This is a genomic window from Herbidospora sp. RD11066 (assembly GCF_054661255.1).
This window is the reverse complement of sequence record NZ_BAAGDO010000007.1, coordinates 62,855-77,455: the sequence shown is the minus strand read 5'-3', so window position 1 is coordinate 77,455 and position 14,601 is coordinate 62,855. Positions and strand designations below refer to the sequence as shown.

At 69.1% G+C, this 14,601-nt stretch carries 10 protein-coding genes; 4 read left to right on the top strand and 6 right to left on the bottom strand.

The window, feature by feature from the left end; translation table 11 throughout:
- Nucleotides 1-8 precede the first annotated feature (8 nt).
- A complete protein-coding gene (locus tag ACYQ78_RS25565; protein ID WP_459803447.1) occupies nucleotides 9-929 on the top strand; it encodes a phytanoyl-CoA dioxygenase family protein in 921 nt (306 codons plus the stop codon).
- A 35-nt stretch (nucleotides 930-964) separates the two neighbouring features.
- Here ACYQ78_RS25565 and ACYQ78_RS25560 read toward each other — a convergent pair whose 3' ends face one another.
- From ACYQ78_RS25560 to ACYQ78_RS25540, 5 genes are all read right to left on the bottom strand, one after another.
- A complete protein-coding gene (locus ACYQ78_RS25560; RefSeq protein WP_459803446.1) occupies nucleotides 965-1,969 on the bottom strand; it encodes a sugar phosphate isomerase/epimerase family protein in 1,005 nt (334 codons plus the stop codon).
- 179 nt (nucleotides 1,970-2,148) lie between these two features.
- Nucleotides 2,149-3,312: a Gfo/Idh/MocA family protein gene (locus ACYQ78_RS25555; protein ID WP_459803445.1), complete on the bottom strand. Its 1,164-nt coding sequence runs from the start codon at nucleotides 3,310-3,312 to the stop codon at nucleotides 2,149-2,151.
- Nucleotides 3,309-4,376, bottom strand: a complete 1,068-nt coding sequence (locus ACYQ78_RS25550; RefSeq protein WP_459803444.1) for a substrate-binding domain-containing protein — start codon at nucleotides 4,374-4,376, stop codon at nucleotides 3,309-3,311. Before ACYQ78_RS25550 ends, ACYQ78_RS25555 begins: the two co-directional genes overlap by 4 nt.
- Before the next feature lie 91 nt (nucleotides 4,377-4,467).
- Nucleotides 4,468-5,520 carry an ABC transporter permease gene (locus tag ACYQ78_RS25545; protein ID WP_459803443.1) on the bottom strand — a complete coding sequence of 351 codons (1,053 nt, stop codon included), beginning with the start codon at nucleotides 5,518-5,520 and terminating at the stop codon, nucleotides 4,468-4,470.
- 19 nt (nucleotides 5,521-5,539) lie between these two features.
- The gene (locus ACYQ78_RS25540; RefSeq protein ID WP_459803442.1) at nucleotides 5,540-7,084 is read right to left on the bottom strand and encodes a sugar ABC transporter ATP-binding protein; all 1,545 of its coding nucleotides are present in this window, start codon (nucleotides 7,082-7,084) and stop codon (nucleotides 5,540-5,542) included.
- Between the two features lie 102 nt (nucleotides 7,085-7,186).
- On the opposite strand from ACYQ78_RS25540, the gene ACYQ78_RS25535 reads away from it, so the two are divergent.
- Both ACYQ78_RS25535 and ACYQ78_RS25530 read left to right on the top strand, forming a co-directional pair.
- A complete protein-coding gene (locus ACYQ78_RS25535) occupies nucleotides 7,187-8,371 on the top strand; it encodes an ROK family protein (RefSeq protein WP_459803441.1) in 1,185 nt (394 codons plus the stop codon).
- A gap of 158 nt (nucleotides 8,372-8,529) precedes the next feature.
- Entirely contained in the window at nucleotides 8,530-12,438 is a 3,909-nt protein-coding gene (locus ACYQ78_RS25530) for a ThuA domain-containing protein (RefSeq protein ID WP_459803440.1), read from the top strand.
- Nucleotides 12,439-12,502: 64 nt separating this feature from the next.
- On the opposite strand, the gene ACYQ78_RS25525 is transcribed toward ACYQ78_RS25530, so the two are convergent.
- The gene (locus ACYQ78_RS25525; RefSeq protein ID WP_459803439.1) at nucleotides 12,503-13,411 is read right to left on the bottom strand and encodes an SDR family oxidoreductase; all 909 of its coding nucleotides are present in this window, start codon (nucleotides 13,409-13,411) and stop codon (nucleotides 12,503-12,505) included.
- Nucleotides 13,412-13,548: 137 nt separating this feature from the next.
- On the opposite strand from ACYQ78_RS25525, the gene ACYQ78_RS25520 reads away from it, so the two are divergent.
- The gene (locus ACYQ78_RS25520) at nucleotides 13,549-14,601 is read left to right on the top strand and encodes an NAD(P)H-dependent amine dehydrogenase family protein (RefSeq protein ID WP_459803438.1); all 1,053 of its coding nucleotides are present in this window, start codon (nucleotides 13,549-13,551) and stop codon (nucleotides 14,599-14,601) included.

Below are 14,601 nucleotides of genomic sequence, written 5' to 3'. Positions count from 1 at the left end.
CTGACAACGTGGATCTCGACGACGCGGCACGCACCTGGCTGACCCACGGATTCGTGGTCCTGCCCGCCTTCATCCCCGCCGGAGAACTCGCCCCCGCCCAGAGCGAACTGGGGCTGCTCTTCCCGTCGGCAGAAGGGTTCCACGACGGAACCGACCCGCGCCGCGAGCGCTTCCTGGGCGACGAGTTCAACGGGATCGACGCCTTCCCCTTCGCGAGCGTCGAGCTCGGCCTCCTGGCCGTGCACGAGCGCCTGTCGGGGCTGGCCGAACACCTGCTCGGTGAGCGGGACGTCCGGATCTACTCGGCCGAGGCCTGGGCGAAGTACACCGGCGCCGCCGACTACGACCAGGTCATGCACCGCGACTATCTCAACCACACCATCCTGGTGCCGAGCGACGCCCCCGGGTTCCGGCAGGTGGAGATGTTCGTCTACCTGGTCGACGTGCCCGACGAACTCGGGCCGCCCCACCTGGTCTCCCGCACCCGGACCGGCCACCTGCCCGCCCGGCCCAACTGGTATCCGCGAGACGGCGGCATCCGGGAGAGCGGCTTCGTGGCCACCGAAGGCAGCCCGGAACTGTACGAAGCGGAGGTGTCGGCGGCCGGCCCCGCCGGAACCGTGGTCGCCTTCCAGCTCGGCACCTTCCACCGGGGCACCGGGCTCACCGCTCCGCGCGGCGCCCGCTACAGCATGCACCTGAACTACCGGCCGGCGGCGGCCGAGTGGGTCCAGCGGCAGGCCTGGGCCGACCTCAGCCACCAGCCCGCCTGGTACCGGTTCGTCGAGCGCGCCTCGTGGCGCCAGCTCGAACTCTTCGGCTTCCCGCCGCCCGGTCACGCCTTCTGGACGCCGGAGACCCGCGCCGCCATGGAGCTCCGTTACCCGGGTCTCCGGGAAAAAATGGAAAGGCACGGCCTGCGCTCCTGACCTAGGGAAGCGCAGGCCGTGCCTCGATCAGAGGGTCACTCGGAGCTGAACGCCGCGTCGAACGCCGCAGAGGGCGGGGTGATCGCGTTGAGCTTCGAGATGTACGACAGGGCCTCGGGCGCGCCCATGAGGCGGTCCATGCCGGCGTCCTCCCACTCGATGGAGATGGGGCCGTCGTAGCCGATGTGGTTGAGGGCGCGGAAGCAGTCCTCCCACGGCACGTCGCCACGGCCGGTCGAGACGAAGTCCCAGCCGCGCTTGGGGTCGGCCCACGCCAGGTGCGAGGACAGGATGCCGCGGCGGCCGTCGCCGATGCGGACCTTGGCGTCCTTGCAGTCGACGTGGTAGATCCGGTCGGCGAAGTCGAGGATGAAGCCGGCCGGGTCGAGCTGCTGCCACACCATGTGGGACGGGTCCCAGTTGAGGCCCCAGGACTCGCGGCGGCCGATGGCCTCCAGCGCCTTGACCGTGGTGTGGTAGTCGTAGGCGATCTCGCTCGGGTGCACTTCGTGCGCGAAGCGCACGCCCTCCTGCTCGAACACGTCGAGGATCGGGTTGAAGCGCTCGGCGAAGTCCTCGTAGCCACGGTCGATCATGGCCTGGCTGGCCGGCGGGAACATGGCCACGGTGTGCCAGATCGAGGAGCCGGTGAAGCCGACCACGGTGCTGGCGCCAAGCAGGGCGGCCACACGGGCGGTGTTCTTGGTCTCCTCGGCGGCGTTCTGCCGGACCTGCTCGGCATCGTCCGACCACAGGCGCGAGGGCAGGATGCCCTTGTGGCGCTCGTCGATCGGGTGGTCGCAGATGGCCTGGCTGATCAGGTGGTTGGAGATCGTCCAGACCTTGAGGTTGTACTTCTCCAGGGTCTCCAGCTTGCGCTTGACGTACCCGGGGTCGCTCAGGGCCTTGTCGATCTCGAGGTGGTCGCCCCACGTGGCGATCTCGAGGCCCTCGTAGCCCCATTCGGAAGCGAGCCGGCAGACCTCCTCGAAGGGCAGGTCGGCCCACTGGCCGGTGAAGAGGGTGATCGGTCGCGTCATCTTCGTCTGTCTCCGTCAGTCTCCTGGGACGAGGATCTGCCCCTTCCGCCCGGAACGCGAAACGGCTCGGGTGGCACTCACGTGTACGTCGCCTCGGCGCGACGGCGTACGCGCGACCGTGCCGGTCGCGTTCCGGGCGGACGGGAACCCCGGGTCCCCCCGAAAAGGTGTTACGTGGTCTAAACAGTCGTCCAGCGGCTGTCGTCGCCGGCGCTGCGCTCGACCGCGTCGAGCACCTTCTGCACTTGGAGACCGTCGTCGAACGAGGGCGTGGGGTCCGCCCCGGTCGCGATGGCCTCCAGGAAGTCCTTCACCTCGTGGGTGAACGTGTTCTCGTAACCGAGACCGTGGCCCGGGGGCCACCACGCACCCGCGTAGGGGTGGCCCGCCTCGGTGACGAGCACCCGGCGGAATCCACCTTCCTCGGCGGCCAGCGTGTGGTCGTGGAACCACAGCTCGTTCAGCGACTCGAAGTCGAACGAGATGCTCCCGAGGGAGCCGTTGACCTCGATGCGCAGCGCGTTCTTGCGGCCGGTGGCGAAGCGGGTGGCCTCGAACGAGGCGATCGCGCCGCCGCCGAAGCGGCCGGTGAAGATCGCGGCGTCGTCCACGGTGACCGCGCCCATCTCGGTGCCGCCCGAGGCCGAGAGACCGGCCGAGGCGTCCGCGAGGGGGCGCTCCTTGACGAAGGTCTCGGTGATGGCCGAGACGCCCGTCAGGTGGTCGCCGAGGATGAACTGCGCGGTGTCGATGATGTGCGCACCGATGTCGCCGAGCGCGCCCGATCCGGCCTTGTCCTTCTGCAGGCGCCAGACGAGCGGGAACTCGGGGTCGACGATCCAGTCCTGGAGGTACACGGCGCGTACGTGCCGGATGGTCCCCAGACGGCCCTCGGCGACGAGCTGGCGGGCCAGCGCGACGGCGGGGACGCGGCGGTAGTTGAAAGCGACCATGCTCCGGACACCCCGGGCCGCGGCCGCGCGGGCGGCGGCGGCCATGGCCTCCGCCTCCTCGACGGTGTTGGCCAGGGGCTTCTCGCAGAGCACGTGCTTTCCCGCCTCAAGAGCGGCGATGGCGATCTCGGCGTGAGAGTCACCGGGCGTGCAGATGTCGACCAAGTGCACGTCGTCGCGCTTGACGAGTTCCTTCCAGTCCGTCTCGACGGACGCCCAGCCCATCGTCTCGGCGGCCGCCTCGGTGTTGGCCAGCGACCGGCCGGACAGAACCGCCATGGACGGTTTGACCGGCAGGTCGAAGAACGCACCGACGCTGCGCCAGGCCTGGGAGTGCACGCGTCCCATGAACGCGTACCCCACCATGCCGACCCCGATGACCGGCTTCACGACTCGAAGCCCAGCGGCAGGTACTCGGCGGCGTTCTCCTTCGTGATGGTCTCGGAGGCCAGGGTGATGGACTGCGGAACCTGGTGCTCCAGAAGGTCGCTCATGCCCTTGCCCTGCGCGATGAGACGCGCGAGCTTGATCGCGGACGCGGCCATCGTGGGCGAGTAGGTGACGGTCGCCTTGAGGACACCCGAGTCGGCCTGGATGTCGCGCATGGCGTTCGCCGAACCGGCGCCACCGACCATGAAGAACTCGGAGCGGTTGGCCTCCTTGATGGCGGCCAGCACGCCGATGCCCTGGTCGTCGTCGTGGTTCCAGATGGCGTCGATCTTCGGGTGCGCCTGGAGGAGCTGCGAGGCGACCTCGGTGCCCGACTCGACGGTGAACTGCGCGTCCTGCTTGGCGGTCACCGAGAAGCCGTAGCTCTTGAGGGCGTCTTCGAAGCCCTTGCTGCGGTCCTGGGTCAGGGGCAGGGTGGCGATGCCCTGGATCTCCAGGATGACCGGGTTGGCGGTGCCGGCGTCCTTGAGGCGCTTGCCGATGAAGTGACCGGCGGCCACGCCCATGCCGTAGTTGTCGCCGCCGACGTAGGTCCGGTACGACAGCTTGTCCGGGAAGATGCGGTCGAGGTTGACGACCGGGATGCCGGCGTCGGTGGCGCTGCGGGCGATCTGGTTCAGCTGGGCACCGTCGTTCGGCAGCATGACGATGACGTTGACCTTGGCCGCGATCAGCGTCTCGATGGCCGAGATCTGCACGCTGACGTCGTTGGTCGGCTCGACGGCCTTGAACTCGACGTCGGTGTACTTGGCGGCGGCGTCGGCGGCGTTCTTGGCGATGGCCGCGATCCAGCCGTGGTCGGCGGCGGGAGCCGAGAAGCCGATGACGACCTTCTCGCCCGGCGCGTCGTTACCACCGGCGGCGGGCGCCGGGGCGGCGGCGGCAGCCGAGGTGGCGGCCGGAGCCGCGGCGGGCTCGTTGCTGGTGCAGGCCGAAACGAGGGCACCGGCGCCGATGACGGCACCGCCGAGGAGGAATCCGCGGCGACCCGGGGTCTGGGTCATGATGTGTCTCCTTGGAGAGTTATTTCTGGCAGTGAGGTACCAGGACCGCAGCGGAACAGGTGCCGCGGCCCAGCGGGGGGTGAGAACTGAGCTATGTACTTGCGTTGAGGCTGCGCCGCTGAAGGAGAACGGCGGCCACAATGATCAAGCCCTTGGCGATGAGCTGGTCACTGGTGTTCAACCCGTTGAGGATGAACAGGTTGGTGATGACGGTGAAGATCAGCAGACCGAGGATGGCTCCCACGATCGTGCCGCGCCCACCGGTGAGAAGCGTGCCGCCGATGATGACCGCGGCGATCGCGTCGAGTTCGTACAGGTCGCCGTGGGTGGACGACCCGGTCGTGGTGCGCGCCATGATGAGAATCGCGGCGATGCCGCAGCAGAACCCGGACAGGGCGTAGAGCATCATCGTGTGGCGCTTCACGTTGATGCCGGCCAGCCGGGCGGCCTCGGGGTTGCCGCCGACGGCGTAGGTACGGCGGCCGAAGGTGGTGCGGTTGAGGATCAGCCAGCCGATGAGGACGACCACGGCGAAGACGTAGACGAGCAGCGGCAGGCCGAGGACGCGGGTGGTCGACAGGTCGACGATCAGCTGGTTGTCCGCCCCGACCAGCTGGGTCTTCCGGTCGGACATGCGCTGGGCCAGACCACGGGCGGCCACGAGCATCGCCAGCGTGGCGATGAAGGGCACCATCCGCCCGTACGAGATCAGGAAGCCGTTGAGCAGTCCGGCCCCGGTGCCGACGACGATGGCACAGATCATCATGACCCACGGCCCGTAGGCCTGGGTGGCCAGCGTGGTGGCCCAGACGGAGGCCAGGGCCATCACGGCGCCGACCGACAGGTCGATGCCGCCGCCGATGATGACGAACGTCGCGCCGACGGTGATGACGCCGATGGTCGCGGCCAGGGCCAGGATCGACACCATGTTCGAGCTGGTGGCGAACGCGTCGGGCACGGTGATCAGGCCGACGGCGCCCAGGATGACCAGGGCCACCACCAGGCCGATGTGGGGGATCTCGCCGATCCCGCCTAGTCGAAGACCGCCTCCGCCTGAGGGCTTGGCGGTGGCCGCGTGGGCCGTCGCCGGGGCGGTTTCGTCCGCCTTAGGTGCGGACACCTGTTGCGGATTCACCTCTGTCATGGAACGGGCTCCTGCTCGATCAGTCGTGGGGGTGGGCGGACACCGGGTGGGCGTCCATGACGAGGTCCAGCACGGTGTGCTCGTCGAGCTCTCCGGCGCCGGCCTCGCGGACGATGCGGCCTTCGCGGATCACCAGCACGCGGTCGGAGAGGCCGAGGACCTCGGGGACCTCGCTGGAGACCAGCAGCACACCGACACCTTCGTCGGCCAGCCTTCGGACGAGGGCGTAGATCTCGGCGCGGGCGCCGACGTCGACTCCTCGGGTGGGCTCGTCGAGCAGCAGCAGCTTGCGGCCGTCTCCGACCAGCCAGCGGCCGATGACCGCCTTCTGCTGGTTACCGCCGGAGAGGGTCTTGATGATCCGGTTGGGGTCGGGCGGCCGGATGTCGAGCGCCTTGACCAGGTGCGCGGCCTCCTCGGCCTCCTTCTTGCGGTTGATCCACCCGAAGGTGGAGTAGCGCTCGAGGCTGGCGAGGGTGATGTTGCGGGCGATGCTCTGTCCGAGCAGGAGGCCCTGGGCCTTGCGCTCCTCGGGGGCCAGGCCCATGCCGAGGCGGACGCTGCGGGTGGTGTTGACCTTGATGGCCTGGGCGTTCAGCGTGATCTTGCCGCCGCAGCGGCGGGCGCCGTACACGGCCTCGATGATCTCGGAACGGCCGGAGCCGACCAGTCCGGCGAGTCCGACGATCTCGCCGGCCCGCACCGAGAACGACACGTCGCGCACCATCCCGGGCACGGACACGTTCTCGAGCTTGAGAAGTTCGTCCCCGAATCCGCCGTCAGGGCGCGGGGGGAAGACGTATTCGACGTTGCGGCCGGTCATCAGTGACACGACCTTGTTGGTCGGGGTGTCCTTCGCGGGCAGGCCGACCGCGACGGTGCGGCCGTCCTTCAGCACGGTGACCCGGTCGCCGATCTCTCGGATCTCCTCCAGGCGGTGGGAGATGTAGATGACGGCGACGCCCTGGGCGGTGACCTCCCGGATGATCCGGAAGAGGTTGGTCACCTCGTCGTGCGCCAGCGCGGCGGACGGCTCGTCCATGACGATGATCCGTGCGTCGTGGGACAGCGCCCGCGCCATCGAGACGACCTGCTTGCCGGCCGGTGACAGGCGGCCCACTTCGGTCGTCGGGCGGATCTCGCCGTGCCCGAGCCGCTCCAGGATCTTCCTGGTGGCGGCGTTGGTGGCGCCGCGACGGGTGAATCCCATCGTGGCGTGTTCGTGCCCGAGGAACACGTTCTCGGCGACGCTGAGTCCGTCGACGAGGTCGAGTTCCTGATAGATCGTCGCGACGCCCAGCTTCATAGCTGCCGTCGGGGTTGCCAGTTTCACCGGTTCGCCGTTCATCAGCACCTCGCCGGAGTCCGGCTGGTGGGCGCCCGCGAGCACCTTGATGAGGGTCGACTTCCCGGCCCCGTTCTGTCCCAATAGACAGTGGACCTCTCCGGCGCGGACGTCGAGGTCGACACCATCGAGTGCACGCACGCCGGGGAACTGTTTGACGATGTCCCGCATCGCAAGCAACGGCGGGGTTTCCGACTGCTCCCGGCTTATGTCCTCCATGTTTCCGGATGCTAAGGACGACTTATGCTGACGGTCAAGCAAAAGTGGATGTCCTGATGTCATAATGAGATCTGGAATCATCGGATGCGGAGAAGGGAGGCGATGTTGACTCAGGGGATGCTGAGCGAGTCCAACGGCTCGGTCACCGGGGCGGGAGCACTGCTCTCGATCCTTCGTGACGGCCAGGCCCGGACGCGGGCCGAGCTCGTGCAACTCACGGGTCTCGCCAGGTCCACGGTTTCGCAGCGGCTGGATGCACTGCTCTCCCATCAATGGATCGTGCCCGCCGACGACGCGATCTCCTCAGGAGGGCGGCCCGCGACCGCCTTCACCTTCAACCGGGGCGCCCGGGTCGTCGCGGCGGCCGATCTCGGGGCGACCCACGCACGAGTGGCGGTGACCGACCTCGCCTCGACCGTCCTGGCCGAACGCAGGGTCGACCTGCCCATCGACCGAGGCCCGGAAGAGGTCCTCGGCTGGCTGGTGGTAACGCTAAAAGAGCTGCTCGTCGAGACCGGCGGCGAGCTCTGCGGCGTGGGTGTCGGCCTTCCCGGGCCGGTCTCCCATTCCAGCGGCCGTCCCGTCAACCCGCCGATAATGCCCGGATGGGATGGGTTCCCAGTGCCTGACTGGCTGGGATCTCGCCTCGGGGCACCGGTTCTGGCGGACAACGATGTCAACATCATGGCCCTGGGCGAACACTGGGCGGCCAGGCGTGATGTCGAGCATCTGGTGTTCGTCAAGATCGGCACCGGCATCGGCTGCGGCATCATCTCCGAGCGGCGGCTCCACCGCGGCGCTCAGGGAGCGGCCGGCGACATCGGCCACATCAGGGTCACCGCCAACGACGAGGTTGTCTGCCGGTGTGGCAACAGCGGATGTCTCGAAGCGGTGGCCAGCGGCGCCGCCATCGCCAACCAGTTGAGCGCAGCCGGGGTCGAGGCCCACGGCAGTCGTGACGTGGTCAACCTGGTGAGGGCCGGCAACACGATGGCCGTCCAGTTCGCACGGCAGGCCGGACGGGAGATCGGCGACGTCCTGGCGTCGATCGTCAACTTCTTCAATCCGTCGGTGATAGTGATCGGCGGAGACATGGCCGAGGCCGGGGAACACATCCTGGCCGGGGTACGAGAGGTGATCTACAGCCGCTCGCTCCCGCTGGCGACGCAGCACCTGAGCATAAGAGCCACCGAGCTCGGTGATCGGGCGGGCATCATCGGCGCGGCCGTCATGGTCATAGAGCACGTCCTGTCCCCGGAAGCGGTGGATCTGGTCGTCTCGTCCTGAGAGCGCTCTCTTGACCAATTCGCAACAACCCGGCAACAATACGGGCAGGTACGACTTGATCCGGTCAGCGGTGGCACGCTGACCTCCCGGTGAGAGCGCTCCCCCATTGACGCGTTCGGCGCACGCGTTCCGGCACCCCCCTCCGAAAGGAACGCCCCGTGCGCCCCTTCTTCCGTGTCGTCTTAAGCGCCTTATTGGTGCTGGCCGGCGTGATCGCCGTCCCCGCACCGGCCCAAGCGGCCGATTTCAGCGTCCTGGTCTTCTCCAAGACCGCCGGCTTCCGCCACGGTTCCATCGGCCCCGGCATCACCGCCATCCAGCAGCTCGGCGCCGCCAACAACTTCACGGTCGAGGCGACCGAGGACGCGGCCCAGTTCACCGACGCCAACCTGGCCCGCTTCAATGCGGTCATCTGGCTCTCCACCACGGGTGACGTGCTCAACGCCGCCCAGCAGGCCTCCTTCGAGCGCTACATCGCCGCAGGTGGCGGCTACGCCGGCGTCCACGCCGCGGCCGACACCGAATACGACTGGGCCTGGTACGGCAACCTCGTCGGCGCCTACTTCCAGCAGCACCCCGCCGAGCAGACCGCGACCGTGCGCGTCTCCGACCGGGTGCACCCCTCCACCGCGCACCTGCCCCAGCGCTGGAGCCGGTTCGACGAGTGGTACAGCTACCGCGCCAACCCGCGCGGCAAGGTCCACGTGCTGGCCACCCTCGACGAGACCACCTACACCGGTGGCGGCATGGGCATCGACCACCCGATCTCGTGGTGCCAGAACTACGCGGGCGGCCGGTCCTGGTACACCGGGATGGGTCACACCGACGCCTCGTACAGCGACACCGCCTTCCGCAACCACCTGCTCGGCGGCATCCGCACCGCGGCCGGGTTCGCGGCGGCCGACTGCGGCGCGACGGTGACGAGCAACTTCCAGCAGATCGAGCTGGCCAAGGGCGTCGCCGAGGTCGGCGAGCCGATGAGCCTGTCGGTCACCCCCGACGGCGGCGTCTTCCACACCGCCCGCACCGGTGCGGTCCGCTACACCGACGGCGCCGGCAACACCAAGATCGCCGCCACCATCCCCGTCTACACCCACGACGAGGAGGGTCTCCAGGGCGTCGCGGTCGACCCCGGGTACGCCACCAACCGGTGGATCTACCTGTTCTACGCTCCCCCGCTGTCGACCCCCGGCGGCGACGCGCCCGCCAGCGGCACCGCGGCCCAGCTCGCCCCCTTCAACGGGGTGAACCGCCTGTCCCGGTTCACTGTGAACGCCGACAACACGCTCAACCTCGCCTCCGAGCGGACCGTCCTGGACGTGCCCACCAGCCGCGGCATGTGCTGCCACGTGGGCGGCGACATGGACTTCGACGCGGCCGGCAACCTCTACCTGTCGACCGGTGACGACACCAACCCGTTCGACTCGGCCGGCTTCTCGCCGCTCGACGAGCGGGCCGGGCGCAACCCCGCGTTCGACGCCCAGCGCACCAGCGGCAACACCAACGACCTGCGCGGCAAGGTGCTGCGCATCAAGCCGACGGCCACGGGCTCCCCGGCGTACACGATCCCGGCGGGCAACATGTTCGCCCCGGGCACCGCGAACACCAAGCCCGAGATCTACGCCATGGGCTTCCGCAACCCGTTCAGGATGAGCGTCGACAAGGCCACCGGCATCGTCTACCTGGGCGACTACGGCCCCGACGCCGGCACCGCCGACCCGAACCGCGGCCCGGCCGGTCAGGTCTCCTTCGACCGGATCACCGCGCCCGGCTTCTTCGGCTGGCCCTACTGCTCGTCGTTCAACGACGCCTACAACGAGTACACCTTCCCGACCGGCCCGTCGGGCGCGAAGTACAACTGCGCCGGCGGCCCGACCAACAACTCGCCGAACAACACCGGCCTCGGGACGCTCCCGCCGTCGCAGCGCGGCTGGATCCCCTACACCGGTTCGACCCCGCCGGAGTTCACCGGCGGCGGCCTGTCGCCGATGGGCGGCCCGGTCTACCGCTACGACGCTGCCTCCACCTCGCCGATCAAGTTCCCGCGCTACTACGACGGGACCTTCTTCGCCGGTGAGTTCGGCCGCCGCTGGATCAAGAACATCACGCCCGACGCGACCGGCAACTGGCTGACGATCAACCCGTTCCCGTGGTCGGGCACCCAGATCATGGACATGGAGTTCGGCAAGAACGGCGCGCTCTACGTCCTCGACTACGGCACCGGCTGGTTCAACGGCGACGCGAGCTCGGCCCTCTACCGGATCGAGTACGCCGCCGACGGCCACGCGCCCAAGGCCGTGATCACACCGAACCGGACCTCCGGACCGGCGCCGCTGACCGTGGCGTTCTCCTCGGCGGGCACGGTCGACCCCGACGGCGACCCGATCACGCTGGCCTGGGACTTCGACGGCAACGGCAGCACCGACTCGACGGCGGCCAACCCGTCGTTCACGTACACGGCGAACGGCACCTACAGCGCCACGCTGACCGTGCGCGACTCGACGAACAAGGTCTCCAGCGCGAGCACGGTGATCACCGTGGGCAACACCGCGCCGACCGTGGTGGTCAACACACCGCTCAACGGCGGACTGTTCTCCTTCGGCGACGCGATCCCGTTCACGGTGACCGTCACCGACCCGGAGGACGGCCCGATCGTCTGCTCGCGGGTCAAGGTCAGTTTCATCCTCGGCCACGACTCGCACGGCCACCCGATGACCAGCGCCAACGGCTGCTCGGGCACCCTGCAGACGACCACCGACGGTGAGCACGACTCGGCCGCCAACATCTACGGCGTCATCGACGCCGAGTACACCGACAACGGCGGGCTGGTCACCCACACCCAGGCGCAGCTCCAGCCGAGACTCCGCCAGGCCGAGCACTACTCGTCGCAGACCGGCGTGCAGGTGGTCGCGGGCGCGGCTCCCCACGGCGGCGCGGCGGTCGGCTACATCGACAACAACGACTGGATCGCCTTCACGCCGTACAACCTGAGCGGGGCGACCTCGTTCACGGCGCGGGTCGGCGCGGTCGCCGGCGGCAACACGCTGGAGGTGCGCACCGGGTCGCAGACGGGCCCGCTCGTCGCCACCGTCACCGTGCCCGCCACCGGCGGATACGCCACCTTCCAGGACGTCACCGTCCCGATCACCAACCCGCCGACGACCACCGGGCAGCTGTTCCTGGTGTTCAAGGGCGCGACCGGCGGCGGCCTGTACGACCTGGACGACTTCACCTTCGGCACCGGCCCCACGACGCCGCCCCCGACGGGCACGAACCTGGCGCTCAACAAGCCGGTCGTGGTGACCAGCACCGAGTCGGCGCTCTACCCGGGCACCGCCGCGGTCGACGGCAGCGCCACCACCCGGTGGGCCAGCGCCTTCTCCGACCCGCAGTCGATCACGGTCGACCTCGGGGCCTCCTACAACATCAGCCGCGTGCGACTGAACTGGGAGGCGGCCTACGGGTCGGCGTACACGATCGCGACCTCCCCGAACAACACCACGTGGACCACGGTCAAGACCGTGACCGGTGAGAACGGCGGCGTCGACGACCACACGGGCCTGGGCGCCACCGGTCGTTATGTCCGCATCACCGGCACGACCCGCGCCACGGCCTGGGGCTACTCGCTCTGGGACTTCGAGGTGTACGGCAGCAGCGGCCCGACCGACCCGCCGCCGACGGCCACCAACGTCGCCCTGAACAAGCCGGCGACCGCCTCCAGCCAGGAGGCGCTCTACACCCCGGCCGCGGCGGTCGACGGTTCGGCCACCACCCGCTGGTCGAGCGCGTTCTCCGACCCGCAGTGGATCCAGGTCGACCTCGGCCAGACCTACACCATCAGCCGCGTGCGACTGAACTGGGAAGCGGCCTACGGCAGCGGCTACCAGATCCAGACCTCGCCCAACGGCACGACCTGGACGACGATCAAGACGGTCACCGGTGAGAACGGCGGCGTCGACGATCACACGGGCCTGAGCAACAGCGCCCGCTACGTCCGCATCAACGGCACGGCACGTGGAACGGCCTGGGGCTACTCGCTCTGGGACTTCGAGGTGTACGGCAGCTAGAACCACCCCTCAGAAACACCGAAGGGCCCGGCGTGTTCCCCCCCACGCCGGGCCCTTCCGGCTTTCAGGGCTTGAGCATCGCCTGGAGGGAGGCGGTCGCCTGCTTGCCGATCTGGGTCGGCTGGAGGTAGGGCTGCTCGGCGACGATCCGCTCCCAGTTCTCCGCGATCCCCTCGATGGTGAGCTCGTCGTCGGCGTGCCAGCCCGGCCCCTCGGCGACGAACACCCGGGCCACCCGCCCGGCGCCGACCGAGAACACCTCGCCGCTCGTCGCGCAGCTCTCATGGGACAGGTAGGCGACCAGCGGGCTGATCGTCTCGGGCCCGAACTTCGCCTCGAACTCCGGCGGCAGCAGCGACTCGGTCATCCGCGTCCAGGCGATCGGCGCGATGGCGTTGGCGAGGATCCCCGACCGGGCGCCCTCGATCGCGGTCGACTTCGTCAGCCCGACCAGCCCCATCTTGGCCGTGGAGTAGTTGGCCTGCCCGAAGTTGCCGAACAGCCCGGCGGGCGAGGAGGTGTTCACGATCCGCCCGTAGCCGTGCTCCTTCATGTACGGATACGCCGCCCGCGTCACCAGGAACGACCCCCGCACGTGCACCGCGAGCACCGCGTCGAAGTCGGCGACGGTGATCTTCCCGAGCGACTTGTCGCGCAGGATCCCGGCGTTGTTGATCACGATGTCGAGCTGACCGAAGGTCTCGACGGCCTGCCGGACGATCGCCTCGGCCCCCTCGGGCGTGGCGACGTTGTCCCCGTTCGCGACGGCCTCGCCGCCGTTCTTGACGATCAGCTCCGCCACCTCGGCGGCCGGCCCGGCGGAGGCCCCGGTGCCGTCGAGCGCCCCGCCGAGGTCGTTGACGACGACCTTGGCCCCGCGCTCCGCGAGCAGCAGCGCGTGCGACCGCCCGAGACCGTGTCCGGCGCCGGTGACGACGGCGACCCGGCCGTCATACCTGAGCAGATCCGGCATGCTCGTCCACACCCTTCCAAGGAGAACAAAATTCTGGACTAGCGCACGATACCAAACGGGACGTAACGGACAGTGATCGGACGAGTGAGTTTCTGATATGGTTTCGCCGCCGTCACACCCTGCTGGAGGCCGTGTCAATGCGCACTCTCCGCGTGGTTCAGTGGGCCACCGGCGCCGTGGGGGGATACGCGCTTCGCGGTGTTGTCGAGCGTCCCGAGTTCGAGCTCGCCGGAGTCCTGGTCTACGACCCCGAAAAGATCGGCACCGACGCCGGTCCGCTCGTCGGGCTCCCCGAGACGGGAGTCACCTGCACCGGCGACGTCGACGCCATCATGGCGCTCGACGCCGACTGCGTGCTGCACATGCCGCTGCCCGCGAGCTTCTTCGGCGGCGACCACAGCCACGACGTCGACGTCATCTGCAGGCTGCTGGCCTCGGGCAAGAACGTCATCACCACCACGGGCTTCGTCTACCCCCCGGCCCACGGCGCGGGCGTCGTCGAGCGCATCGAGCGGGCCTGCCTCGAGGGCGGCACCACGCTCCACGGCACCGGCATCAATCCGGGCTTCGTCAGCGACGTGCTCCCGCTGACGCTCACGGGGCTGTCGTCGCGGCTCGACCACATCTACGTGCGCGAGACCTCCGACTACCGGGGCCACCCGTCCCACCACATCGTCACCGACCTGATCGGCTTCGCCCGCACCCCGAAGGACTACGTGACGGCCGTGCGGCCGTTCCGGGCCTTCCAGCGGGCGCTGTTCACCGAGAGCGTCCAGATGGTCTCGGCCGCGCTCGGGGTGGAGCTCGACGAGATCGAGGAGACCGACGAGTTCGAGCTCGCGGCGGAGGACTTCGAGATCGCCTCCGGCACCGTCCGCCAGGGCACGGTGAGCGCGTCGCGGTGGGTCTTCGCGGGACTGGTGCGGGGGCGGCCGTTCATGACGGTCGAGTGCGTCTACAAGGCCGACGCCGAGAAGGTCACGCGCTGGTACGAACCGGGCTTCTCCATCCACATCGAGGGGAAGCCGACGATCTCGGTGAACCTCAACGAGGTGAACCACGGGCTGGCCGGGGCCGCCGCCCACGCGGTCAACGCGATCCGCGCGGTGGTGGAGGCCGAGCCCGGCATCCGCACCATCCTCGACCTGCCGATGGTCACCGGCCGGGGCACCGCCCGGCTGGCCCGCTAG

Excerpts from the sequence above, each read along its gene's own strand:
- ACYQ78_RS25560 (WP_459803446.1), bottom strand. The coding sequence starts at position 1,969 with ATGACGCGACCGATCACCCTCTTCACCGGCCAGTGGGCCGACCTGCCC.
- ACYQ78_RS25550 (WP_459803444.1), bottom strand. The coding sequence starts at position 4,376 with ATGACCCAGACCCCGGGTCGCCGCGGATTCCTCCTCGGCGGTGCCGTC.
- ACYQ78_RS25545 (WP_459803443.1), bottom strand. The coding sequence starts at position 5,520 with ATGACAGAGGTGAATCCGCAACAGGTGTCCGCACCTAAGGCGGACGAA.
- ACYQ78_RS25540 (WP_459803442.1), bottom strand. The coding sequence starts at position 7,084 with ATGGAGGACATAAGCCGGGAGCAGTCGGAAACCCCGCCGTTGCTTGCG.
- ACYQ78_RS25535 (WP_459803441.1), top strand. The coding sequence starts at position 7,187 with ATGTTGACTCAGGGGATGCTGAGCGAGTCCAACGGCTCGGTCACCGGG.
- ACYQ78_RS25525 (WP_459803439.1), bottom strand. The coding sequence starts at position 13,411 with ATGCCGGATCTGCTCAGGTATGACGGCCGGGTCGCCGTCGTCACCGGC.
- ACYQ78_RS25520 (WP_459803438.1), top strand. The coding sequence starts at position 13,549 with ATGCGCACTCTCCGCGTGGTTCAGTGGGCCACCGGCGCCGTGGGGGGA.